At 46.1% G+C, this 22,127-nt stretch carries 19 protein-coding genes; 3 read left to right on the plus strand and 16 right to left on the minus strand.

Going from position 1 to position 22,127, the window contains the following annotated elements; all coding sequences use genetic code 11:
- Positions 1-416: 416 nt before the first annotated feature.
- The 8 genes from pnpS to ACQCVE_RS07085 form a co-directional block, all read right to left on the minus strand.
- Positions 417-2,177, minus strand: coding sequence for a two-component system histidine kinase PnpS (gene pnpS, locus ACQCVE_RS07050; RefSeq protein ID WP_426843652.1), 1,761 nt, complete (start codon positions 2,175-2,177; stop codon positions 417-419).
- Positions 2,170-2,892, minus strand: a complete 723-nt coding sequence (locus ACQCVE_RS07055) for a response regulator (RefSeq protein ID WP_426843651.1) — start codon at positions 2,890-2,892, stop codon at positions 2,170-2,172. The genes pnpS and ACQCVE_RS07055 overlap by 8 nt, the downstream gene beginning before the upstream one ends.
- Before the next feature lie 507 nt (positions 2,893-3,399).
- Positions 3,400-3,873 (minus strand): MaoC/PaaZ C-terminal domain-containing protein, encoded by a 474-nt coding sequence (locus ACQCVE_RS07060; protein ID WP_426843650.1) that lies wholly within the window; start codon positions 3,871-3,873, stop codon positions 3,400-3,402.
- 175 nt (positions 3,874-4,048) lie between these two features.
- On the minus strand, positions 4,049-4,987 hold the full coding sequence (mdh, locus tag ACQCVE_RS07065) for a malate dehydrogenase (protein WP_426862244.1): 939 nt from the start codon (positions 4,985-4,987) through the stop codon (positions 4,049-4,051).
- Positions 4,988-5,062: 75 nt separating this feature from the next.
- Positions 5,063-6,334 carry an NADP-dependent isocitrate dehydrogenase gene (icd, locus tag ACQCVE_RS07070; protein WP_426843648.1) on the minus strand — a complete coding sequence of 424 codons (1,272 nt, stop codon included), beginning with the start codon at positions 6,332-6,334 and terminating at the stop codon, positions 5,063-5,065.
- Between the two features lie 147 nt (positions 6,335-6,481).
- A complete protein-coding gene (gene citZ / locus ACQCVE_RS07075) occupies positions 6,482-7,600 on the minus strand; it encodes a citrate synthase (RefSeq protein WP_426843647.1) in 1,119 nt (372 codons plus the stop codon).
- 559 nt (positions 7,601-8,159) lie between these two features.
- On the minus strand, positions 8,160-8,477 hold the full coding sequence (locus ACQCVE_RS07080) for a hypothetical protein (RefSeq protein WP_426843581.1): 318 nt from the start codon (positions 8,475-8,477) through the stop codon (positions 8,160-8,162).
- A gap of 7 nt (positions 8,478-8,484) precedes the next feature.
- Positions 8,485-8,949: a DUF441 domain-containing protein gene (locus ACQCVE_RS07085; RefSeq protein ID WP_426843580.1), complete on the minus strand. Its 465-nt coding sequence runs from the start codon at positions 8,947-8,949 to the stop codon at positions 8,485-8,487.
- 86 nt (positions 8,950-9,035) lie between these two features.
- On the opposite strand from ACQCVE_RS07085, the gene ytvI reads away from it, so the two are divergent.
- Positions 9,036-10,142: a sporulation integral membrane protein YtvI gene (gene ytvI, locus ACQCVE_RS07090; protein ID WP_426843579.1), complete on the plus strand. Its 1,107-nt coding sequence runs from the start codon at positions 9,036-9,038 to the stop codon at positions 10,140-10,142.
- A 46-nt stretch (positions 10,143-10,188) separates the two neighbouring features.
- Here ytvI and ACQCVE_RS07095 read toward each other — a convergent pair whose 3' ends face one another.
- The 8 genes from ACQCVE_RS07095 to dnaE all read right to left on the minus strand — a co-directional run bounded on the left by ACQCVE_RS07095 (position 10,189) and on the right by dnaE (position 21,008).
- Positions 10,189-10,575 (minus strand): FxsA family protein, encoded by a 387-nt coding sequence (locus tag ACQCVE_RS07095; protein ID WP_426843578.1) that lies wholly within the window; start codon positions 10,573-10,575, stop codon positions 10,189-10,191.
- 81 nt (positions 10,576-10,656) lie between these two features.
- A complete protein-coding gene (pyk, locus tag ACQCVE_RS07100) occupies positions 10,657-12,417 on the minus strand; it encodes a pyruvate kinase (RefSeq protein ID WP_426843577.1) in 1,761 nt (586 codons plus the stop codon).
- A gap of 51 nt (positions 12,418-12,468) precedes the next feature.
- A complete protein-coding gene (pfkA, locus tag ACQCVE_RS07105; protein WP_426843576.1) occupies positions 12,469-13,428 on the minus strand; it encodes a 6-phosphofructokinase in 960 nt (319 codons plus the stop codon).
- A gap of 240 nt (positions 13,429-13,668) precedes the next feature.
- Positions 13,669-14,646: an acetyl-CoA carboxylase carboxyl transferase subunit alpha gene (gene accA / locus ACQCVE_RS07110; protein ID WP_426843575.1), complete on the minus strand. Its 978-nt coding sequence runs from the start codon at positions 14,644-14,646 to the stop codon at positions 13,669-13,671.
- Entirely contained in the window at positions 14,646-15,506 is an 861-nt protein-coding gene (accD, locus tag ACQCVE_RS07115; RefSeq protein WP_426843574.1) for an acetyl-CoA carboxylase, carboxyltransferase subunit beta, read from the minus strand. The genes accA and accD overlap by 1 nt, the downstream gene beginning before the upstream one ends.
- A 103-nt stretch (positions 15,507-15,609) precedes the next feature.
- Positions 15,610-16,233 (minus strand): FadR/GntR family transcriptional regulator, encoded by a 624-nt coding sequence (locus ACQCVE_RS07120; RefSeq protein WP_426843573.1) that lies wholly within the window; start codon positions 16,231-16,233, stop codon positions 15,610-15,612.
- 14 nt (positions 16,234-16,247) lie between these two features.
- A complete protein-coding gene (locus ACQCVE_RS07125) occupies positions 16,248-17,483 on the minus strand; it encodes an NAD(P)-dependent malic enzyme (RefSeq protein WP_426843572.1) in 1,236 nt (411 codons plus the stop codon).
- 162 nt (positions 17,484-17,645) lie between these two features.
- Positions 17,646-21,008 carry a DNA polymerase III subunit alpha gene (dnaE, locus tag ACQCVE_RS07130; protein ID WP_426862246.1) on the minus strand — a complete coding sequence of 1,121 codons (3,363 nt, stop codon included), beginning with the start codon at positions 21,006-21,008 and terminating at the stop codon, positions 17,646-17,648.
- Positions 21,009-21,221: 213 nt separating this feature from the next.
- Between dnaE and ACQCVE_RS07135 the strand changes: the two genes are divergently transcribed.
- The gene (locus ACQCVE_RS07135) at positions 21,222-21,554 is read left to right on the plus strand and encodes a YtrH family sporulation protein (RefSeq protein ID WP_426843570.1); all 333 of its coding nucleotides are present in this window, start codon (positions 21,222-21,224) and stop codon (positions 21,552-21,554) included.
- Entirely contained in the window at positions 21,551-22,054 is a 504-nt protein-coding gene (gene ytrI, locus ACQCVE_RS07140) for a sporulation membrane protein YtrI (protein ID WP_426843569.1), read from the plus strand. Before ACQCVE_RS07135 ends, ytrI begins: the two co-directional genes overlap by 4 nt.
- Positions 22,055-22,127 lie beyond the last annotated feature (73 nt).

Genomic DNA, 22,127 nt, shown 5'->3' on the forward strand with positions numbered 1-22,127 from the left:
TAATACGTATATGTAAAGAAAAAGTTTCATATTATGTAATTTTTTAGAATATCTTCTTGCGTGTACCGGGGATCATAATTAAGGAGCCCGCGTGCCTCTCCCGTTTTTTTGATTTTATTGCCATCGATCAAATCAAACAAAAAGCTCTGTTAAACCTGGCTGATGATTTCCGCTTCAGCCGTTCGCTTATCCAAGCGCTGGCCTTTGCACATGCAGAGCACCTGCCCCGCTGCTCTTTGCACGGATTCTCACGCCTTTTGCTCCAATCAACAGGTGGTATAAATCACCACAAAAAAAGGGACGAAAGCAGTTAAGCTTTCGTCCTAAGATTGGCTCCTTGGATGAAGGGGTTTTCATCTATTATATTATCAACGATATGTTAAGCAAGAATAAACACCTTGTAAAAGTATTGTAAACTATTGGGCTCTATTCCGCTTATTAAATTTAACCGTAAACGTTGTCCCTTTGCCTACTTCACTGGCGACTTTAATCTGACCCCTATGGGCTTCTACAAGATGCTTAACAATGGCAAGTCCGAGCCCGGTCCCTCCTGAATTGCGGCTCCTCGCTTTATCCACCCTGTAGAAACGCTCAAAAATCCTGGGAATTTCCTCTTCGCTGATCCCTATTCCAGTATCAGCAATTGTCACAACAGCGTGATCCTTCTCATTTCTCAGTGTTAAATGAACGTTGCCGCCCTTCGGTGTATACGTAAGGGCATTATTAATCAAATTGATGAAGATTTGCTTGATCCTGTATACATCTCCAACGGCCGGAATGATTTCAGCTTCACTGTCCACGGTAAGAGAGATTTCTTTTTCCTCTGCTTTACTGGAAAGAATCGCCACGATATCATCAAGAATTTCATGAAGATCGCAATCATTAAAGGTAAGCTTAAATGCCTGCTGCTCAATCTTCGTGAGGTCAAGAAGATCCTGGATAAGCGACTGCAGCCTGTCGCTTTCTTTCAAAATGATGGAAAGGAAATACTCAAGCGTCTTTTCGTCCGACATCGCCCCATCAAGCAGTGTCTCAGAAAATCCCTTAATTGATGTAATCGGTGTTTTTAATTCATGGGAGACGTTGGCTACAAAATCCTTCCTCATCTGCTCCAGCTTTTTAAGCTCTGTAATGTCATGAAAGACAAGGACAATCCCTTTCCATTCATCATTTGTTCCAATTATCGGTGCACCGTAAATTTCAAAATGCCGCCGGTCAATGCCAATCGCGACCTGAAGCTGTTTTCTTAGCCTGACTTCAGTCATAAAAATTTCTTCAATTATATCAATAATTTCCTTATGCTCAAAAGCATCATAGTAGAGCCTGTACAGGAAATTATCTGCCTCTGCATGAAAGGTTTCTTTATAGGCACGGTTAACAAGGTTGATGTATCCCCTGCCGTCAATCAGGATCAGCCCGCTTCCCATATTTTCAATGAGGGTTTCCAGACGATCCTTCTGCATTTCCTGGGCTCTGGTCATATCCTGCAAATTACGCGCAAGGATATTTATGGATTGGCTGAGCATGCCGGTTTCATCCAGATGATCCTCATAGGTTCTTGCCTTATAGTTCCCTTTCGCAAGCTCCATTGCCACCTTCGTCGCACTTTCTATCGGCTTTGTATATTGAGATGTAATCTTGAAGCCGAGAAGGAGAATCACAATCAGCGAGAGACCAAGGCTGGTGACGAGGAGCCCCCATATCTGCTGATTTACCTGTTTGAGGGACTCAATTGGCGTACTTAAAACGAGATAGCCGGTTTTCTGTTCACGATCCTTAAACTCGATGGCATAGTAGTACAGCCGCTCTGCCTGACCGCTCAGTTTCATTTCATCCTGATCATTCATGAGAGAGTTAAAGGCTTCCTCAGCAAGCTCTTCATGATACAGGCTTTTATTTCCCGCGTCATGAAGGACCTTTCCATCCTGGTTCAGGATGGATATATGCGACTGAGCAGCATCGCTTGCTTTTTCAAGAAGAGCACCGGTTCTTTCTGACTCAATTCCGGATTCGGTTACGATCAGCTCAGCCAGCCTGGCTTCTTTCTCAATCCGCTCTTTAAACGTATCCACGTAATAGCTGTTGAATATTTGTCCAAGCAGAAGCCCCAGCCCCACTAAAACCGCTATAATTAAAGTAATTAGTGCAAATAGCAGGCGGGACCGGAATTTATTCATCCGCCTTTGGCTCCTCTAGCTTATACCCAAGTCCGCGGATGGTTTTGATGTAAAGCGGTTTTTTCGTATTTCTTTCAATCTTTTCCCTTAAATGACTTATATGTACATCCACAATCCGGGTATCTCCTGCGAAATCATAATTCCATACCGCGCTCAAAAGCTGATCCCTAGTCAGCACTCTTCCCTTATGCCGGGCGAGGTAGACAAGAAGCTCAAATTCCTTCGGTGTAAGCTCGAGGCGCTCCTGGCTGTAATAGGCTTCATAGTGCTCTGGAAGGATCCTCAAATCTCCGATTGTGATCCGTTCGGATGATTCTGTATCCTCTTTCGGTTCAGAATCTGCTGAAAATTGAGTGCGTCTCAGGATGGCTTTAATCCTGGCGACCACTTCTCTTGGGCTGAAGGGCTTTGTCATGTAATCATCAGCACCAAGCTCCAGGCCAAGTACCTTATCAAACTCATCATCCTTTGCCGTAAGCATGAGAATGGGCACCATAACCTTCTGCTGCCGAAGCTGTTTGCATACTTCGATTCCGTCCATCTTTGGAAGCATCAAATCCAAAACCATGAGATCCGGTGATTCTGTCAGCCCTTTGTGAAGGGCTTCGCTCCCATCCATAGCCGTTACGACCTCATAACCGGATTGTTCAAGATTATATTGAAGCAATGTTAAAATGGAATGCTCATCATCCACTACTAGAATCTTCTTACTCATAAGGGCCTCCAAATCGTTTTTTCCATCATGGCTTTTTCCGCCATCTCCTCTATTATAGTCAAAGATCAGCCCACTACAAAAGGGGAAGATGGCAACTTGCCAATATATTTTATCGAACTTCCGGGATAAGTCCTCCTATTCAAGGGTGTGAAGAGCCCGCCCGCCCGTACGGGGGAGGTAAATTTCAAATGGCGGCCGCCTTATATTTATAGTGAAAAAATCCTATGATCCGTTCTTTGACTAGTGATGGGTGCAGGGTGAGCGGACTAACGAAAGCGACGTGCGAAAACGAAGCCTGCGGCCTTTGCACACGTAAAGGAATCAAGGTATTGGAAGAACCTCCATTCGTTCGCTGGAACACAGAGAAGCAGCTCGCTTAAAGGCGAAAGGCTGGGTTCGCCTTTAAGCCCGTATAGGAGGCAGGTGGAGTGTATTTCATATATTTACCCGGAATTAAGCTTAGAGCAATCAAAAAAGCCTGATACGATGATCAGGCCTCCCTCCAGCTTAAAAGTTATGAAACGCTTCGCCATCCATAGATTCCGGATAAAAAGGGGGAATCACTTCAAGCTTTCCGGACACAGCCAGCTGCTCCCGGTCATTCAAGGCTTCTATAGACACCACAATTTTCCCTTCATCCCGATCTACTTCCCTTATCTCAAAGAAGAACTGGATGACTTCATAATGGTATACCGCTTGATGGAACTCAAGCTGCTGCTTCGTCACATGGCTTCCGGGACCCGGAAAATACTTGGATATGGCGGAGGTGATAAATCCGGAAAGCATGACAGCGGGTACAATTGGTTTTTTAAATGGCGTTAAAGAAGCGTAGTCGTGCTGGACATAAAGCGGATTGGCATCATTTGTAAGGCCCAGATACAGCAATAAGTCTTTATCCTCCATTTTTTCTGTCAGTGTTAGCTTTTCCCCGCATTGAATTTCCTCTACCGGCCTTCCCAGCTTTCGTTTTTTTCCAAGCACTGTGAACGGTCCCCCCTTTTTTGAAATCGCTTACAATTCTATTTTTTATTGTAGCAAATTGGAACTCAAGGCCGCAAAAGACTTAGCTGTTATCCGTTTCCCTCAAGTCATGCTGTTTATGCCTGCAATTCATAATAAAAGAAATTGGAGCTTCCTCCAATTTCTTTTATCTCGTTTAGTTGGCTAAAACTTTCATAACATTTTTCACAGATTCGGCGGATTTGGCCAGAGCAGCCCGTTCCTCTTCTGTCAGTTCAAGCTCAATGATCTGCTCCAGCCCATTTCCTCCAAGGATGACAGGAACGCCTAGGTATATGCCTTCGAAGCCATACTCTCCTTCAAGGTAGGCAATCGCAGGGATTACACGGCGCTGATCCTTAATAACCGCTTCTGTCATCTCGACCAGTGACGCGGCAGGTGCATAATATGCACTCCCATTGCCAAGAAGGTTTACAATTTCCCCTCCGCCTTTGCGTGTTCTCTCTACAATGGCTTCAAGGCGTTCTTTCGGAATCAGTGTTTCCAAAGGAATTCCGCCAGCGTAGGAATATCTGACAAGGGGGACCATGTCATCTCCATGCCCTCCAAGAACAAATCCTGTTACATCTTTAACTGACACCTTAAGCTCCTGTGCTACAAATGTACGGAATCTCGCTGAATCCAAAACCCCGGATTGTCCGATTACCCGGTGTTTTGGAAAACCGGATTCAGTGAAAACCGCATAAGTCATGGCATCAACCGGATTTGTCAGAACGATAATCGTGCATTCGGGTGAATGTTTAGCAATCTCTTTTGTTACGCTTCTCATAATTTTTTCATTTGTTGCCACTAAGTCATCTCTGCTCATGCCTGGTTTTCTGGCAATTCCTGCTGTAATGATCACCACATCGGAATCTGCCGTATCCTCATAGCTGGAGGTGCCTGTAATGCCGGCATCGAAGCCTTGTACAGGGCTTGCTTCAAGCATATCCAGCGCTTTGCCTTTTGTAGGGTTTTCCATTTGAGGAATATCTACCAGAACCACATCGCCTAATTCTTTCTGGGCAAGAAGAAAAGCAGCAGTTGCTCCCGTAAAGCCGGCTCCAATTACAGAAATCTTTTTGCGTTTATTCATTTCCCCAGCTCCCATCTATTAAAATAGTAAAATCAGGCAATGCCTTTAGCGGCATTGCCTGTAATGAAATTTTGATTATCCCATGTTTTTGATGAGCTCGTCCCCGAATTGAGAACATTTTACTTCTGTAGCACCATCCATAAGACGGGCAAAGTCATAAGTAACGACTTTGGATGCAATGGTATGCTCTACAGATTTGATTACTAGATCAGCTGCTTCATTCCAGCCAAGGTGCTCAAGCATCAGCACGCCTGAGAGAAGCACGGAAGAAGGGTTTACCTTATCCATTCCTGCATATTTTGGAGCTGTTCCGTGCGTTGCTTCAAAAATAGCATGGCCGGTTTCGTAATTGATGTTTGCTCCCGGAGCAATACCGATTCCTCCCACTTGTGCAGCGAGAGCGTCAGAAATATAATCACCATTCAGGTTCATGGTCGCAACCACATCGAACTCGCTTGGACGTGTAAGGATTTGCTGAAGGAAAATATCAGCGATTGAATCTTTAATGATGATTTTTCCTGCTGCTTCTGCTTCACTCTGTGCTGCATTGGCTGCATCTTTGCCGTCTTTTTCAATAATTCTGTCATACTCAGCCCATGTGAAGACTTTGTCCCCGAATTCTTTTTCAGCAAGCTCATAGCCCCAGTTTTTGAATGCGCCTTCCGTATATTTCATGATGTTTCCTTTGTGTACCAGTGTTACAGATTTGCGTCCATGATCCAGCGCATATTGAATGGCAGCGCGGACAAGGCGTGAGGTTCCTTCTTGAGAGACAGGCTTAATGCCAAGACCTGAAGTTTCAGGGAAACGAATTTTGTTCACACCCATTTCATTTTGAAGGAAAGAGATCAATTTTTTCACTTCGTCTGAACCATTTGCATATTCAATTCCCGCATAAATGTCTTCCGTATTTTCACGGAAGATGACCATGTCTGTATCTTCAGGTCTTTTAACCGGGGAAGGCACCCCTGTGAAATAACGTACCGGACGAAGGCAAGTAAACAGGTCTAATTCCTGACGAAGAGCAACGTTTAATGAACGGATTCCTCCGCCAACCGGAGTCGTAAGCGGCCCTTTTATGGCAATCATGTACTCACGGATTGCGTTCAGTGTTTCTTCAGGCAGCCAGCTTCCTGTTTCGTTATAAGCTTTTTCACCTGCTAAAACTTCTTTCCAGACGATTTTCTTTTCGCCGCTGTATGCTTTTTCTACAGCCGCTTCAAGAACGCGGGACGCGGCTGCCCAGATGTCCGGACCGATTCCGTCTCCTTCGATGTAAGGGATAATGGGCTGGTTTGGTACATTCAATTCCCCGTTAAGTACTGTAATTTTTTCACCGTTCGTCATGTTTGTTACCTCCCGTATATGTATAGTGCCAACAATAAAATGGTAAAAGAGGTTAACTTTTCAGTCAACCTCCAAACCGGCCGCTGCTGATGAAAAATTTAATGGAACCATTCCATGCAGCTAGCTGACGGCTTTTCATTCTTCAACTTAAGAGCGCTCTTCAATAGGAACGTATCTCTGCTTATCCGGTCCGATATAATCCGCACGCGGACGGATCAGGCGATTGTTCTCATATTGCTCAAGAATATGGGCGAGCCAGCCTGAAACCCTGCTTACTGCAAAAATTGGTGTAAACAAATCGTGGTCAATGCCGAGGCTGTGATAGACAGAAGCGGAATAAAAATCCACGTTCGGCGGCAGAGACTTTTCAGAAGTGACCACTTCTTCCACTTTAAGAGACATTTCATACCACTTGCTTTCACCTGTCAGGTTGGAAAGCTTTTCAGACATTTCACGTAAATGCTTTGCCCGCGGGTCTCCATTTTGGTATACACGGTGACCAAAGCCCATGATTTTTTCCTTGCGGGAGAGTTTTCCCTGAATATACGTTTCAGCGTTCTCCACATCCCCAATTTCTGTAAGCATCTTCATAACAGCTTCATTCGCTCCGCCGTGCAAAGGACCTTTCAAAGCGCCGATTGCAGCAGTCACGCCCGAATAAACGTCGGAAAGTGTAGCGACGCATACACGTGCCGTGAATGTTGAAGCATTCAGCTCATGATCAGCATGAAGCACGAGTGCTTTATTGAAGGCTTCAATTGCTATATGGCTTGGCTCTTCTCCTGTCAGAGTGTAAAGGAAGTTCGCTGCAATCCCGTAATCCGGACGGGGTTCAACCGGCGCCAGACCCTTACGGATTCTGCTGAATGCCGTAACTAAAGTAGGAAGCTTCGCCTGAAGGCAAATCGCTTTGCGGTAGTTTGCTTCTTTCGACATATCATCCGCATCCGGATCAAACAGGCCGAGCATGGATACTGCCGTACGGATTGCTGCCATAGGATGTACTTCAGTAATTGAATATTGCTTAAAATGCTCGATGATTTGATGAGGGATGCCTGCATTATCAGAAAGCTGGGATTTAATCTCAGCCAATTCTTCCTTATCAGGAAGTTTCCCGTGCCACAATAAAAAGATTACTTCTTCAAAGCTTGCATTATCTGCGAGGTCATCAATGTTGTACCCCACGTAAGTAAGGGTGTCATCGATGATTGAGCTTACTGCAGAAGTAGTCGCTACTACCCCTTCGAGACCGCGAGTTGCTGTCATATCCAATCTCTCCTTTGCGCAATTTTCCCTGATTCAAAGATTTAAAAGGAACGCTCTGTTAAACTTGGCTGTTGACTGCAGCCGGCATGCGTCCGCTTAACCCTGGGCGGGCGGTGAGCCTTCTCCCGGCTTCGCCGCTGCGGGATTTTCACCTGTCCCTGCTCATAGCTCCGAGTCTCACGCCTTCCACTCTAATCAACAGGGTTGAAAATCAACACCATCCTTTAACAAAGCCAAGATTAAAAGAAAGGCGAAGCCCTTCTCCTACTCTATTAAAACATAAATGAATGAGCGCTTGCTCAGCAAGCATCCATGATTGAAAGCGATTAACCGGAAAAGTAAATGCTTACATTTTCACATAAGCTAATAAATGGAAACTCCTCCGTGAAACTCTCTTTCTATTGGAAAGGCATACATTCATTATAGCAGCCTATTGTCATTATAAACAATAATCTGACATTTGTGAATCGAAAGCATCGAATTGGCTCGAAAAAAATTTGGCAAAAAAATTTTAATTAAGAGAATTCGCTGCAGCAGCGCCTTTCATGTTTGCTAATAATCAGTTAATTGTTATACCGGTAACAATAGGAACGACAACCGAGCATGCCCGCTGACGCCTGAAAGAGGGTGCGTATTGGGCAAGCCGTGCCCGGAAAGCTGCATCTCCCGGACGCCCTTTAAACAGTCCATTCCCCCTGCTGGTTACCGTCCCGGCTGACTTCCATGCCATTTTCTGCTCCAGACCCGCTGACAGAAGGAAGATTTCCTGCATCCTCTCTCTTAACGCTTTTATCTCTGAGGCGGCGGAGGCTGCTTCAAATCCCATTTTCACAAAGGTCTGGAAGGTGAGCATCAAGATAATAGCTCTAAGAAACATGTGACAGTCAGCCGCTTCCAAAAAGCTTCACAAACTGCATGACCAGGTAAGCAATGCCCGCACCAATCAGAGGTCCGACAGCTACACCATTAAACAGGGCTACCGCGAGAATCGTTCCAAGAACAAGAGCTGCTGTTATATGGGGGTCCTGCGCGAGGAGGGTTACACCGTTTTTGGCGATGAGTGCAACGATAATTCCGGAACCGAGGGCGATCCATGCATAATAGGATTTAAGGGCTTCCCCCATTTGCTTAAATCCGATATCTCCGCTGGCGATCGGGACAAGTACAGCTATCGTGATGACCGTCACACCCCAATTGATACCTTTAGACTGGATAAGAGGAAAAAGTTTCGCATCAAGCCCTGTCCATTTAAGGGCGAGCAGAAAACCGACGGCGATCATCAAGGATTGATTTTTGGCAAAAACACCTATTGCCAAAAGGATTAATAAAAAAGCAGCAGCTTGATTCAATGGGTTTCCCCCTTTATTTAGACATGTTTCCGGATTCCTTGAGTAAGTATATAGTACAACCCTTCCTTGAAAAGGAGGAGGATTTTTTGAATCAATTAGCGGGTACCGCAGGCAGAGGATTGATAGCGGCGGGTGCTTTAGCTGGAATATGCCTACTGGTTTACTGGATTCTTCCAGTCATGTACCCATTTGTCCTTGCCTTTTTCCTTGCCTGGTTTATTAAAAAACCGGCCGGCTGGATTCATCGGACCACAGGTCTCCCTGCTGGGTTATCAGCGGGATTGGTTCTAATCAGCCTGATTACCCTGTTCTCAGGGCTCGGTGTCCTGATGGCGATTGAATTCATTGCCGTCATTCAAAAAGCCGCAGTATCCCTGCCCGCCTATTTGAATCACATGTCAGCCGCGTTCAGGCATATTCTTTCATATCAAGCCTTCCCTTTCATCGAGAAGATTTCAGAACAGTTTTCAGCTTTAACCCCCGGTCAGCAGTCTGCAATTCTGGCTGAGCTGCAGCAGGCAGGCGACAGCTTAATCAACGAAGCAGGGAGCATGCTCAGGACTTTGTTAAATGAGATCCCCGCCATCCTCTTATGGCTTCCGAATGCTGCAAGTGTACTCGTGATTATTATCATAGCCGCATTTTTCATCTGCAATGATTGGGACCGGGTTATCCTTTTCATAAACAGAAGGCTTCCTCAGTCTGTTTCTAAGAGGCTGGATCAATTCGGTTCAGAATTAGGAAAAGCCCTGGCAGGCCTCTTAAAAGCCCAGCTTCTTTTAAATATGGTGACGATGGCGGCAGTTTTCCCCGGACTTCTGCTGCTTGGAGTGGAGAATGCCTTATCCATCAGCCTGCTTGTCGGCCTAGTGGACTTTATACCCTACGCAGGGACTGGAACCATCTTCATACCCTGGGTGCTTTACCTTCTTTTGATGGGACAGTCAAAGCTTGCCAGCGGACTTGCTGTTCTTTATCTTGTCATCATGATGGCCAGGCAATTCCTTGAACCGAGGATTTATTCCAAATCCATTGGCCTTAACCCCTTATTGACCCTTATGAGCATTTATGCAGGGTATAAGTGCTTTGGATTGCTCGGTATGGCCCTTGGACCGGTCGTTCTGGTCATCCTGCAAAGCTTGTATAAGCTTCGCTTGTTCCATGATATTTGGAAGTATGTGGCTAATAAATAGCAGGCTGAAAAGGACGGATCTGTTCATCCGCCCTTTCAGTCTGTGTTTATCTTATAATCGTGATCTGGTTCCGGTTCATCCGCTTTCGGATTATCTTGTACAGGAGCGGCTTTACGGTATTTCTCGTTGCAGGAACAAGCAGGAAGAATCCGGCCAGGTCTGTGATAAATCCGGGAGTCATCAGCATAAGGGCCCCTGAAAGAATGCATACGCCGTCAATCAGTTCATTCCCCGGGATATTGCCTGTATTCATATTCTGCCGGGCTCTGTTCCAAGTTTCAAGCCCCTGCTTCCTGGCCAGCCATGCCCCTGCCAGACCGGTTGCTATGATAAGAAGCACAGTCGGAATGAGTCCCAAAGTTTTTCCCGACCAAATAAGCAAGCCAATTTCAAGCGCAGGTACCAAAATGAGCAAAAGAACGAAAATCCGCAAAATGTACCGCCCCCCTAAAAGGATGATTTTCTGACCGATGTAAAAAAAGAGAAGGAACAGCGTCCTTCCCATCTTGTATCATTAGATGACACTTGCATGGCCTTTATAAATGGCTCCGCGTGTGCCGTCCACAGTAATTTCCATGCCATCCTCAAGGACAGCCGTTGCGTTTTGGACGCCAACGATTACCGGAATCCCAAGGCTTAGGCCAACAACAGCCGCATGGCTGGTCAAACCGCCTTCTTCAGCAATCAATGCAGAAGCCTTATTCAATGCTTCCATCATATCACGGTCTGTTCCTCTTGTAACGAGAATCGCTCCGTCCTTCATTTTTGCTGAAGCTTCCTCAGCATTATTGGCTACAACCACTTTGCCAAAAGCGGATCTGCGCCCGATTCCCTGGCCCTTTGCTAAAATGTCTCCAACGATGTAAACCTTCATAAGGTTCGTTGTGCCTGCTTCTCCAATCGGTACTCCAGCAGTAATCACAATCAAATCTCCGTGTTTTACGATACCGGTGTTGATGGATTCCTGAACGGCATTTTCAAGCATTTCATCTGTGGAGGCTGCTTTTTGGCCGGTTCTGGAGTAAACGCCCCAGACAAGGGCAAGCTTTCTTGAAACGGATTCACTTGATGTGATGGCAGCAATTGGCGCTTTAGGACGGTACTTTGAAATCATACGTGCTGTATGTCCGCTCTCTGTCGGGGTAACGATTGCGGCCACGTTCAGGTTCAAAGCAGTATGTGCTACAGACTGGCCAATCGCATCTGTTATCGACATGCCTGTCTCCTCACGGCGCTTCGAAAGTGTACCTTTATAATCAAGGGCCTGCTCAGCTCTTGAAGCGATATTGTGCATCGTTTGAACGGCTTCTTTCGGATATTGGCCGGCAGCCGTTTCCCCGGAAAGCATAATCGCATCTGTGCCATCAAAAATTGCGTTCGCTACATCACTTGCTTCCGCACGGGTCGGACGCGGATTGCGCTGCATACTGTCAAGCATCTGAGTAGCCGTGATGACAGGCTTTCCAAGCGCATTGCATTTTTTGATCAGATCTTTTTGTACGAGCGGAACTTCCTCCGCAGGAATTTCAACACCCAAATCTCCGCGCGCAACCATCAGCCCGTCAGAAACTTCAAGAATTTCGTTAATGTTGTCTACGCCTTCCTGATTCTCAATTTTAGGGATGATTTGGATATCAGCCGCTTTATGCTCTTCAAGAAGCTCGCGGATCTCAAGTACATCGGACGCCCGGCGTACGAAGGATGCAGCGATAAAATCAACTCCCTGCTCGATGCCGAAAACGATATCTTTCGCATCCTTTTCAGTAATTCCCGGCAGGTTCACGCTGACACCTGGAACATTTACGCCTTTTTTGTTTTTAAGCGTACCGCTGTTCATGATTTTCGTTCTGATTTCTCCAGCTGTTTTATTGACTTCAAGCACTTCCAGACCGATTAATCCGTCATCAAGAAGAATCGTGGAACCCGGATGCACATCTTCTACAAGGCCTTCATAGGAAATGGAGAATTTATCAGCGGTGCCGGTTACTTCCTGCATGGAAACAATGATTTCGTTCCCTGTTTCCAGTTCAATTGCTCCATCCTGCATAGAGTGCGTGCGGATTTCCGGACCTTTTGTATCAAGGAGAATGGCTACGGTTTTGCCTGTCAGCTTAGAAGCCTCGCGGATGTTTTTAATGCGGTTGCCGTGCTCTTCAAAATCACCGTGGGAAAAGTTAAGACGGGAAACGTTCATCCCCGCTTCTATTAAGGCTGTAAGCTGTTCTACTGTTTCACTGGCCGGACCGATGGTACAAACGATCTTAGTTTTGCGCATGCAAATAATTCCTCCTAGTTCTATTATGGAAACGATACCAAGCAGACTGCATTAAATGGATAGCTCCTGGGAGAGCTGATACAGCTTTGGATCTACGGTATGTTTTTGTTCCAGAATTTCAATGATGTCATGATCCACTAACTGGTTGCTTTGGATCCCTACGCAGCGTCCGCCTTTTTCTTCAAGCAGCAGCTCAACAGCGTAAGCACCGAGACGGCTCGCAAGGACACGGTCAGCAGCAGTAGGCGATCCTCCACGCTGTATATGGCCGAGAACAGAAACCCTTGTCTCAAATTTTGTAGCTTCTTCAATTTTTTTACCGAACTCAACGCCGCTTCCGACACCTTCGGCGACAATGATGATGCTGTGTTTTTTACCGCGGTCATGACCCCGCTTCAGACGGGCTACAACGTCATCCATATCATGGTCCGCTTCCGGGATCAGAATGGTTTCTGCCCCTCCTGCAAGACCTGACCATAGCGCGATGTCTCCGGCATGGCGTCCCATTACTTCGATGACATACGTCCGTTCATGCGATGTAGCTGTATCACGGATTTTATCGATAGCATCGATTACCGTATTCAGTGCTGTGTCAAATCCAATTGTCAAATCCGTTCCCGGAATGTCATTATCAATTGTCCCCGGTACACCCACACATGGGAATCCCATCTCCGTCAGCTTTTTGGCTCCCATATAAGAACCATCGCCTCCGATGACAACCAGACCTTCGATTCCATACTTTTTAAGCTGTTCGATTCCTTTTTCGCGGCCTTCTACCGTTTTAAACTCAGGACATCGGGCTGTATATAGCTTTGTACCTCCACGGTGGATGATATCTCCCACAGAGCCGAGCTCAAGCTTTTCAATATGTCCGGCAATCAATCCGGCATAGCCGTGATAAATCCCGAATACTTCTACATTGTGGTAAATAGCTTTACGGACAACAGCGCGTACCGCTGCGTTCATCCCTGGGGAATCTCCTCCGCTTGTCAAAACGCCGATTCTTTTCAAACTTCCTCACCCCAATAGGTAATATGTATGTGCTTTAAAGATAACATGAAGAAATTAGCTGTACAAACTCAAATCGATATTTGTCGAAAATTCTTCATGCCTTGCTAACCGTATTTATTATACAATATTTTTTTAGAGAAAGAAAAACATTGTTGGAATTTTTCAGGTTCCTCTTAATACCAGCATTCCCCTTCCTCCAAAAAATAGAAACGTGTCCCTTTTTTAAAGGGGCACGCCTCGTTAATGCAAGTTCAGTATTTCTTCTGCGAAGGATACCTTGCCGATGGATTTATATTTCCCGTAACGGTGTTCAACCAGCTGGCTGCGGTCCATTTTAGAAAGAGCCTGGATGGATTTTTTTAAATGTTCCTCAATTAATAAGGCCTGCTCCTGTACATCTCTATGAGCCCCGCCTTTTACCTCGGAAATAATTTCGTCGACCACTCCCAGCTCTTTCAAATCCGGAGCTGTGATCTTCATGGATTCTGCAGCCCGCTTCGCCTGGCTTGAATCCTTCCATAGAAGAGCCGCAGCCCCTTCGGGTGAAATGACGGAATAGGTGGAGTTCTCGAGCATGAGCAGATGATTTCCGACACCGATCCCAAGGGCACCTCCGCTTCCTCCTTCCCCGATCACGATGCAGATCACCGGTACAGAAAGCCCGGCCATTTCAAATAAATTCTTTGCAATGGCTTCACTCTGGCCTCTTTCTTCCGCTGCTTTTCCGGGATAGGCACCTTTTGTATCAATAAAGGTAACGATAGGACGTCCAAACTTATCCGCCTGCTTCATCAGTCTTAACGCTTTTCTGTATCCTTCAGGATGCGGGGAACCGAAATTTCTGCGGATGTTTTCTTTCGTATCCTTTCCCCGCTGATGTCCGATAACGGTTACCGGAATTCCCTGAAACCTGGCAATCCCCCCGATGATGGCTTCATCATCCCCAAAAAAACGGTCTCCGTGGCATTCAAAGAAATCCGTGAACAGCAGATCAACATAATCCAATGTTGTCGGTCTTTTCGGATGCCTTGCAATCTGAACTCTGTCCCAAGGGCTGATGTTGCCGTATATATCCTTCTCAAGCTTCTCCAGCCTTGCTTCAAGCTTTGTGATTTCTGATGAGAGGTCCACGTCTGCAGTCGATGTAAAATCCTTAAGCTCGGCAATTTTTTTCCTTAACTCCACTACGGGCTTTTCAAATTCCAGCTCTCCAACCATTAGTGTACGCCTCCTTGATGAAGATCCAAAATTCTGGCGAGTGTCTCTTTCATTTCAAGTCTGGAGACGACCGAATCAAGCTGACCATGCTTCAGCAGGAACTCAGCAGTTTGGAAGTCTTCAGGCAGCTCCTCCCGAATGGTTTGCTCGATAATCCGTCTTCCGGCAAACCCGATCAGCGCACCCGGCTCAGCCAGATTGTAATCCCCCAGAGAGGCAAAGCTTGCAGATACTCCACCTGTAGTCGGATGGGTCATAACAGAAATAATCAGTCCGCCATCATCGCTGAACAGCTTCAGAGCTGAACTGGTTTTAGCCATTTGCATAAGGCTTAAAACTCCTTCTTGCATTCTCGCACCGCCTGATGCTGTAAAAATGATAAATGGCAGCTTCCGGGCTTTTGCCTGTTCGACTGCACGCGTAATCTTCTCTCCAACGACAGAACCCATGCTCCCCATTCTGAAGCTTGCGTCCATTATTGCAGCAATTGTCCGGATACCGTCAATGGTTCCTTCTCCCGTCACAACCGCTTCATTTTGAGCGGTCTTTGCACGGTCTTTCTCAAGCTTTTCCTTATAATCCGGAAATGCAAGCGGATTTTGTGAAATCATATCCTTATCAAATTCTTTAAAAGACTGTTCATCAAATAAGCCTTTTATTCTCTCTTTTGCATTCATCTGCATGTGATAACCGCAGTTCACACATACTTTAAGATTTTTATTCAGTTCTTTAGTTAAAAGAATTTTTTTACAGTTCGGACACTTTGTCATAATGCCTTCAGGAACATCCTGCCTTGCTTTTTCGGATGGGACGGAAGCATATTTCTGTTTCTTTTTCTTGGAAAAAAGATCCTTGAGCAATTTAAGTACCTCCCTAACGTTACCATCTCTGCATCTGCTTGGATGCAGACAAGTCTCTTTCATAAATTTAGCGAAATCGATTCGCATTTTGTGTAAAACCTTGTCAGCCGGGCTGAACTATTTTATTCTTGCTGATTTTCTCATGGGTCTGCAGCACGAGATTTTTATTCCCGAGAATGAGCCCTGATAACAGTTCTTCATAAACGGGGAGAGGCAGATCCATATGCCGGCTTCCCGCTTTCAGATAATCTGAGAGAATGGACCATGTCCGGTACAGCAGATGATTGTCAGCTAATTTGATCAGCTTGCCCATCAGCTCTTGCGGTCCAGCCTCTCCATTTCTTAAATCTTGTTCAAGATGAACGAGCGTTTCCTTGACGGATGACTCCATTATTTTTAGGAGAGCATGTTTTTCTATTAAGGCACTCATTTCAAGGATGTCTTCAACAGCCTTGCAGTCTTCAAGCACAAATAGGCCGAGAACACTTACGAGATGATTTTCACGAAAATCTTTAATATAGGTGCCCTCTCCCCTTTTCGTTTCAATCATGCCAAGCAGCTCCAGCGCTCTTAATGCTTCTCTGACAGAAGAGCGGCCGACATCCAATCGGTCGGCCAGCTCTCTTTCAGATGGTATTTTATCTCCAGGCAATAGTCCGTCCTTTTTTATGATCAGTCTGATCTGCTGAAGAGTTTCTTCATAGACTCTTGATTTGGGACCAGGCATGCCATTCCCCTTACTCACTCTTTGCCAATGATGCTTAAGTTTCTGGTTTTTTCAGCAACGTCTTCCGGTGTAACTTTGATCCTTGCCACTCCTGTCTCCATAGCGGCTTTGGCTACGGCTGCTGCTACAGCAGGAGCAACCCTAGGATCGAAAGGAGCGGGGATGACATAATCCGGACGCAGATCGGATTCCTGAATCAGGCCGGCTATCGCTTCAACGGCCGCCATCTTCATCTGTTCATTTATATGCGTGGCCCGTACATCCAGTGCGCCCCTAAATATTCCAGGGAAGGCCAAAACGTTATTTACCTGATTCGGGAAGTCAGAGCGTCCTGTCCCGATAACCATCGCTCCCGCTTCCTTCGCATCCTCCGGCATGATCTCCGGAACCGGATTGGCCATTGCAAAAATTATCGGATTCTCTTTCATGCTCTTAACCATTTCCTTAGATAAGGCTCCTTCTACAGAAACACCGATGAACACATCCGCACCTTTTATTACATCCGAGAGAGAACCGCCGACCCGTTCACGGTTTGTAAATTTCGCAACCTGATCTTTCACATCATTCATTCCTGCAGGGCGGCCTTCATAAATAGCCCCCTTGGAATCACACATAATAATGTCCCTTACTCCGTACCGGTAAAGAAGCTTGATTATCGCAATACCGGCTGCGCCTGCACCATTCGCAACAACTTTGATCGATGACATCTTCTTCCCGGCCAGCTTCAGGGCATTCAAAAGCCCGGCTGCCGTTACGATTGCTGTTCCGTGCTGGTCGTCGTGAAAAATCGGAATATTGGTTTCCTTTTTCAGCCGCTCTTCAATGACAAAGCAGTTCGGAGCTGCGATATCCTCCAAATTGACCCCGCCGAATGTAGGCTCAAGCAGCTTTACGGTCTCTACAATCTGATCGATGTCAGTCGTGTTCAGGCAAATCGGGAATGCGTCCACTCCTGCAAAGCTTTTAAATAACACTGCTTTCCCTTCCATAACCGGCAGAGCCGCTTCAGGTCCGATATTGCCCAGGCCAAGTACGGCTGTACCGTCTGACACAACAGCCACCATGTTGCCTTTCATCGTATAATCATACACTTTGCTTTTATCATCATAGATTGCTTTGCACGGCTCTGCTACGCCCGGTGAATAGGCAAGGCTTAAATCCTTGGCATTTTTGACCGGCACCTTTGATTTAGATTCCAATTTCCCTTTGTTGACCCGATGCATGTGAAGCGCTTCTTCTCTTAGAGACAATCCTCTCACTCCTCATCATATTCCCATCCAGTGGTCTGACCACCTATGTAATATAAAAACTATAACATATGCCGATGAGGCAGACAAAAGCTTTTTCATCCTTGCCCTTCACCTCGGTTAAAAGCGCACAAAAGGGTGGACAATTGCTCCTCAGCCCAGCCGCTATTTAAGCACGACCTGATCCTCTCCGAGCAGGTCCTTCAGCATGGAAATGCATTGCTTCCCGGCAGCAGCCGTTTTATATCCATTGAGCTGAACCGTTTTTTTATCCTCAGGATTGTACAAGTAAACCGGAGTTCTCCCTTTAAACCGTCCGAGTATTTTTTTAAGCTCCGCCATTTTTTCATAATTCCTGTCTTTGCTTTCAATCTTTAGGAACAGTGTCTGTTCCGGCTCCATTTTTTTCACTTGCTCAAGCAGCTCCGCTTTTTGAATAATAAATTGAATGCCTTCTCCCCGCCATTCCGCCTTTCCTTCAGCAAGCAGCAGGACTCCTTCATCCAGCACTTCCGAAAGTTTTTCGTATTGTCCCGGAAAACAGACGCCCTCCAAATCTCCCGTTTCATCACTTAAGGTGAGAAAAGCCATTAAATCCCCTTTTTTCGTCCGGATCGTCCTCAGCTTTGAAATATAGACCCCTGTACGGACATAGCTGCCCCTTTTTTTATCCAGCTCATCGAGTTTTACTGTTTGAAGGGATGTGAGCAAATCCTTATAGCTGCTGACAGGATGGTCCGAAAAATAAAATCCGAGAGCCTCTTTTTCAAACTGAAGCTTCTCAGCGATCGTAAAAGGCTCGACTTCTATGTATTTGGGCTTCAGGTCAAATTCTTCATCGAACCCAAGTCCCATCTGACCGTCGCCTTCATCCGGCCGCATCAGCTCGGCATGCTCCAGAGCCACATCCAGCGTCGCAAGGATGGATTCCCTGCCGATCCCAAACTCATCAAACGCTCCGGAAAAAACGAGGGCTTCCAATGTTCTCCGGCTTGCTGTTTTAGAAGAGACTCTCATACAAAAATCGAACAAATCGGCAAAGGGCTTTTGGCGGCGTGCTCTGAAAATATCTTTGACTGCTGCAATCCCCACGTTTTTGATTGAGGACAGGCTAAACCGGATTGCTCCATTTTCAAGCTTGAACGGAACTTCACTTCTATTTACAGACGGAGGCAAAATGACAAGTCCTTTGCCTCTGGCCTCTTTAATATATTGGGCTATTTTTTCATCATTGCCAGCAGCACTTGTTAAAAGAGCCGTCATAAAGATTTCCTGATAATGGGCTTTTAAGTAAGCAAGCTGGAATCCAATCATGCTGTATGCAACCGCATGGCTGCGGTTAAACCCATAATCAGCAAAACGGACAATCAGGTCATAGACTTCATTAGCCGTGTTCGTACTGTAGCCTTTTCTTAAGCAACCCTCGACAAAGTGGGTTCTTTCCTCATCCAGAACGCTTTTCTTTTTCTTCCCGACCGCTCTCCGCAGCAAATCTGCGTCTCCGAGGGAAAACCCGGCCATTGCTGCCGCAATCTCCATAATCTGCTCCTGATAAACAATGACGCCGTAGGTCGGTTTCAGGATTTCCTCTAAATCAGGATGAGGATAGCTGATTGAAGTCCGTCCATTTTTCCTCTCAATGTAGTTCGGGATATTTTCCATCGGACCGGGTCTGTAAAGAGCGTTCACCGCTGCGATATCTTCGAGGCTTTCCGGCTTCAATCTCCTGAGGACACTCCTCATACCCTCTGACTCTAGCTGAAAAACACCTGTCGTATCCCCTTCCCCAAGCAGCTGAAAGGTTTTTGAATCATGGTAATCAATTTTTTCAAAAGACAGGGCAGTACCAGTCTTTGATTTAACCATCCTTACGATCGATTCAATGAGGGTCAAGTTTCTGAGCCCGAGAAAATCCATTTTCAGCAGGCCGAGCTCCTCTAGATAATCCATGGAATACTGGGTTAAATAGACATCCTGATGCCCTTCCCTGATTGGTATAACCGAAGTAAGCGGCTCCTCGCTGAATACCACACCCGCCGCATGGGTGGAAACATGCCTTGGAAGCCCCTCAATTTTCCCGGCCACTTCCACAATCCTCGCAGCTGTTTCTGAATGCTCGACCTCCTTCAGAAAAGCAGGGGATTCCTTTAACGCTTTTTCCAGCGTCATACCTGCACCGGAAGGAACTTTTTTCGCCAGACGGTCCGCCTCTTTTGGAGACACGCCCATGACCCTCGCTGTATCACGTATGGAGGCACGTGCAGCAAGCGTTCCAAAAGTAATAATCTGCGCGACACGGTTGGAGCCGTATTTATCCGCCACATATTCAATCACTTCGTCCCGTCTTGTATCCGGGAAGTCGATATCAATATCAGGCATGCTGATCCTTCCCGGGTTTAAGAACCGTTCAAATAACAGGCGGTGTTTAATCGGATCCACATCTGTAATCTTTAATACATAGGCGACGAGCGAGCCTGCCGCTGAACCTCTTCCGGGACCGGTAAGGATTTGCTGCTCGTGTGCATATTTCATAAAATCCCACACGATCAGGAAATAATCGCTGAAGCCCATCTGTTTGATCACATCGAGTTCGTATGTAAGGCGCCTGAACACGGCTTCACCGGGATCTGCATAGCGTTTCTTTAAGCCTTCAAGGCAAATCCGCTCTAAATATTGATCTGCCGGTTCTCCTCCGGGTGAAGGAAAGGACGGGAGCCGCGCTTTGCCGAGCTCAAGCTTCACATTGCACCGGTCAGCAATGGCCAGTGTTTGCTCCAATGCTTCCGGCATGTCCGAGAAAAGATCGGCCATAGCCCGGGCTGGCTTTAAATACCTCTCTTTGCTTTCCTCTGAAGAATCCTCTTCTAATTTTTCACCCTTTTGAATTGCAGCAAGGCTCTTGTATGCTAAAAAATCCGCCCGCTCCAAGTAGTGCACATCATTTAATGCCGCCAGTTTAACCTCTGCTGAGCTGGAGAGTTCTGCAATCTGTTTGTTGAGGTTCTCTTCCGTTTCGTTCCTGTCCGTTTTCTGGATCCCTAAAAAGAAGGAATCCTTTCCAAACACAGAGAGGTAATGGAGGGCTGCGTTTCTGGCCCCCTCTGCTTCTCCGTTAGCAAGGAGGGTCTCGATCCAGCCTTCCTTCCCCGGTGAAATAGCAATAATTCCCTCTCGATAGCTTTTCAGCCACCGGTCTGGAATTCCGTCCTGGGATTTCGTCTGAAGAGCACTGCTGATCTTCAGCAGATTTTGATAGCCTGAATAGTTTTCAGCCAGAAGAAGGAGAGGGTAGCCTTGCGGAATAGCTTCACCATGGGGGAAAACGGATGCGGTAAGACCGAAAATCGGCTTAATCCCGCTGCTTATGCATTGTTTATAGAAGGCCACAGAACCGTACATTACTCCCAGATCAGTCAGCGCAAGGGAGCGGAAACCAAGCTCAGAAGCCTTTTGCACAAGCCGGTCCAGCCGAACGGAACTATTTAACAGACTATAGGAACTTTGTATTTGGAGATGTACAAACGGCATCTTAATCCCATCCTAACTGCTTTCATTATCATTGCCCTGCCTCAGCGGCAGTATCTTTTACATAACTGCGATTGAACAGCTGTCCTTCATTGCCGGTTTTAAGAGTTTCACTTTATTATAGAACAAGCGTGCGCTCTTAACAAATCCCTTCTCAACCGCTGAACATACTTTGAACAGTCTGTCCATATATTGAAGCGAGGGGATGATGTGCAAATGGAAAAAGAATTTCTGCCTGCCTTTATCGATAGCTATTTTATTGCCCTTGGCGTTTTGTTGGGAGGAAGCATCATCGGGGGGATCGGTGCCTATCTATCAGGAGAACCGCCGATGACGACCATCCTTGAATTTGCGAACCGGCTGAAAATATGGGCTCTTGTCGCCGCAATCGGCGGTACATTTGACGCTTTTTACAGCTTCGAGCGAGGGCTGTTTAACGGAGAAACCAGAGATATCCTAAAACAGGTTATGCTGATCGTCTCTGCAATGGGCGGAGCCCAAACCGGCTGGCTCCTCATTACATGGCTCACACAGGAGCATTTGCGATGAGAATTCCGCCCAATTACAACCAGCCCGGCTGGCAGCGGTTTTTTGCCGGGATGATGGCTGGAGCCGTGGCTGCATGGATTATTTTTTTGTTTACGTACGGAGTCCTTCAGGAAAAGCAAGTCCGCTTTATTGAAAAGCAGAAATCAGCCATTCTTGACTTAAAAATGGAAAACAGCATTTATCAGGAGGACTCACGGGAACTGAATAAAGAAATTGCCAAAAAGCTGGTGGTGCAGGAGGTAAATGTCAACCTGGTCAATGGAAGCAAATTTAAGCTTAGTCCATTAACTGTTCATAAGATCGTTATTGAGGCGAAAGAGGATCTTTCAGATTTAATTGAAAGGGATCTGGAAAGCATATTTGAGAGCAGGAAAATTATAAAGAAGGCGATTGAGAATAAGGTGTATCCGATTGATGATAAAGATTACCGGCTTGTTGTAAAAGAAATGACTATTTATACAACCATCTATTTGGAAGTAGAGGTTTCATTCGTAAGTTAAGTGTATTTTTTGAATTTTTATTCATTTCTATCGCAAAATGCTCTTTCGTTGGATACAATGGATTTACAGACAT

The organism is Metabacillus sp. 113a, from assembly GCF_050107635.1.
In the GTDB taxonomy this organism is placed as follows: Bacteria; Bacillota; Bacilli; order Bacillales; family Bacillaceae; genus Metabacillus_B.

Excerpts from the sequence above, each read along its gene's own strand:
- dnaE (WP_426862246.1), bottom strand. The coding sequence starts at position 21,008 with ATGCCGTTTGTACATCTCCAAATACAAAGTTCCTATAGTCTGTTAAAT.
- pyk (WP_426843577.1), bottom strand. The coding sequence starts at position 12,417 with ATGCGCAAAACTAAGATCGTTTGTACCATCGGTCCGGCCAGTGAAACA.
- pnpS (WP_426843652.1), bottom strand. The coding sequence starts at position 2,177 with ATGAATAAATTCCGGTCCCGCCTGCTATTTGCACTAATTACTTTAATT.
- citZ (WP_426843647.1), bottom strand. The coding sequence starts at position 7,600 with ATGACAGCAACTCGCGGTCTCGAAGGGGTAGTAGCGACTACTTCTGCA.
- ACQCVE_RS07080 (WP_426843581.1), bottom strand. The coding sequence starts at position 8,477 with ATGTTTCTTAGAGCTATTATCTTGATGCTCACCTTCCAGACCTTTGTG.
- ACQCVE_RS07135 (WP_426843570.1), top strand. The coding sequence starts at position 21,222 with ATGGAAAAAGAATTTCTGCCTGCCTTTATCGATAGCTATTTTATTGCC.
- mdh (WP_426862244.1), bottom strand. The coding sequence starts at position 4,987 with ATGAATAAACGCAAAAAGATTTCTGTAATTGGAGCCGGCTTTACGGGA.
- ACQCVE_RS07120 (WP_426843573.1), bottom strand. The coding sequence starts at position 16,233 with ATGCCTGGTCCCAAATCAAGAGTCTATGAAGAAACTCTTCAGCAGATC.
- ACQCVE_RS07055 (WP_426843651.1), bottom strand. The coding sequence starts at position 2,892 with ATGAGTAAGAAGATTCTAGTAGTGGATGATGAGCATTCCATTTTAACA.
- icd (WP_426843648.1), bottom strand. The coding sequence starts at position 6,334 with ATGACGAACGGTGAAAAAATTACAGTACTTAACGGGGAATTGAATGTA.
- accA (WP_426843575.1), bottom strand. The coding sequence starts at position 14,646 with ATGGTTGGAGAGCTGGAATTTGAAAAGCCCGTAGTGGAGTTAAGGAAA.
- ytrI (WP_426843569.1), top strand. The coding sequence starts at position 21,551 with ATGAGAATTCCGCCCAATTACAACCAGCCCGGCTGGCAGCGGTTTTTT.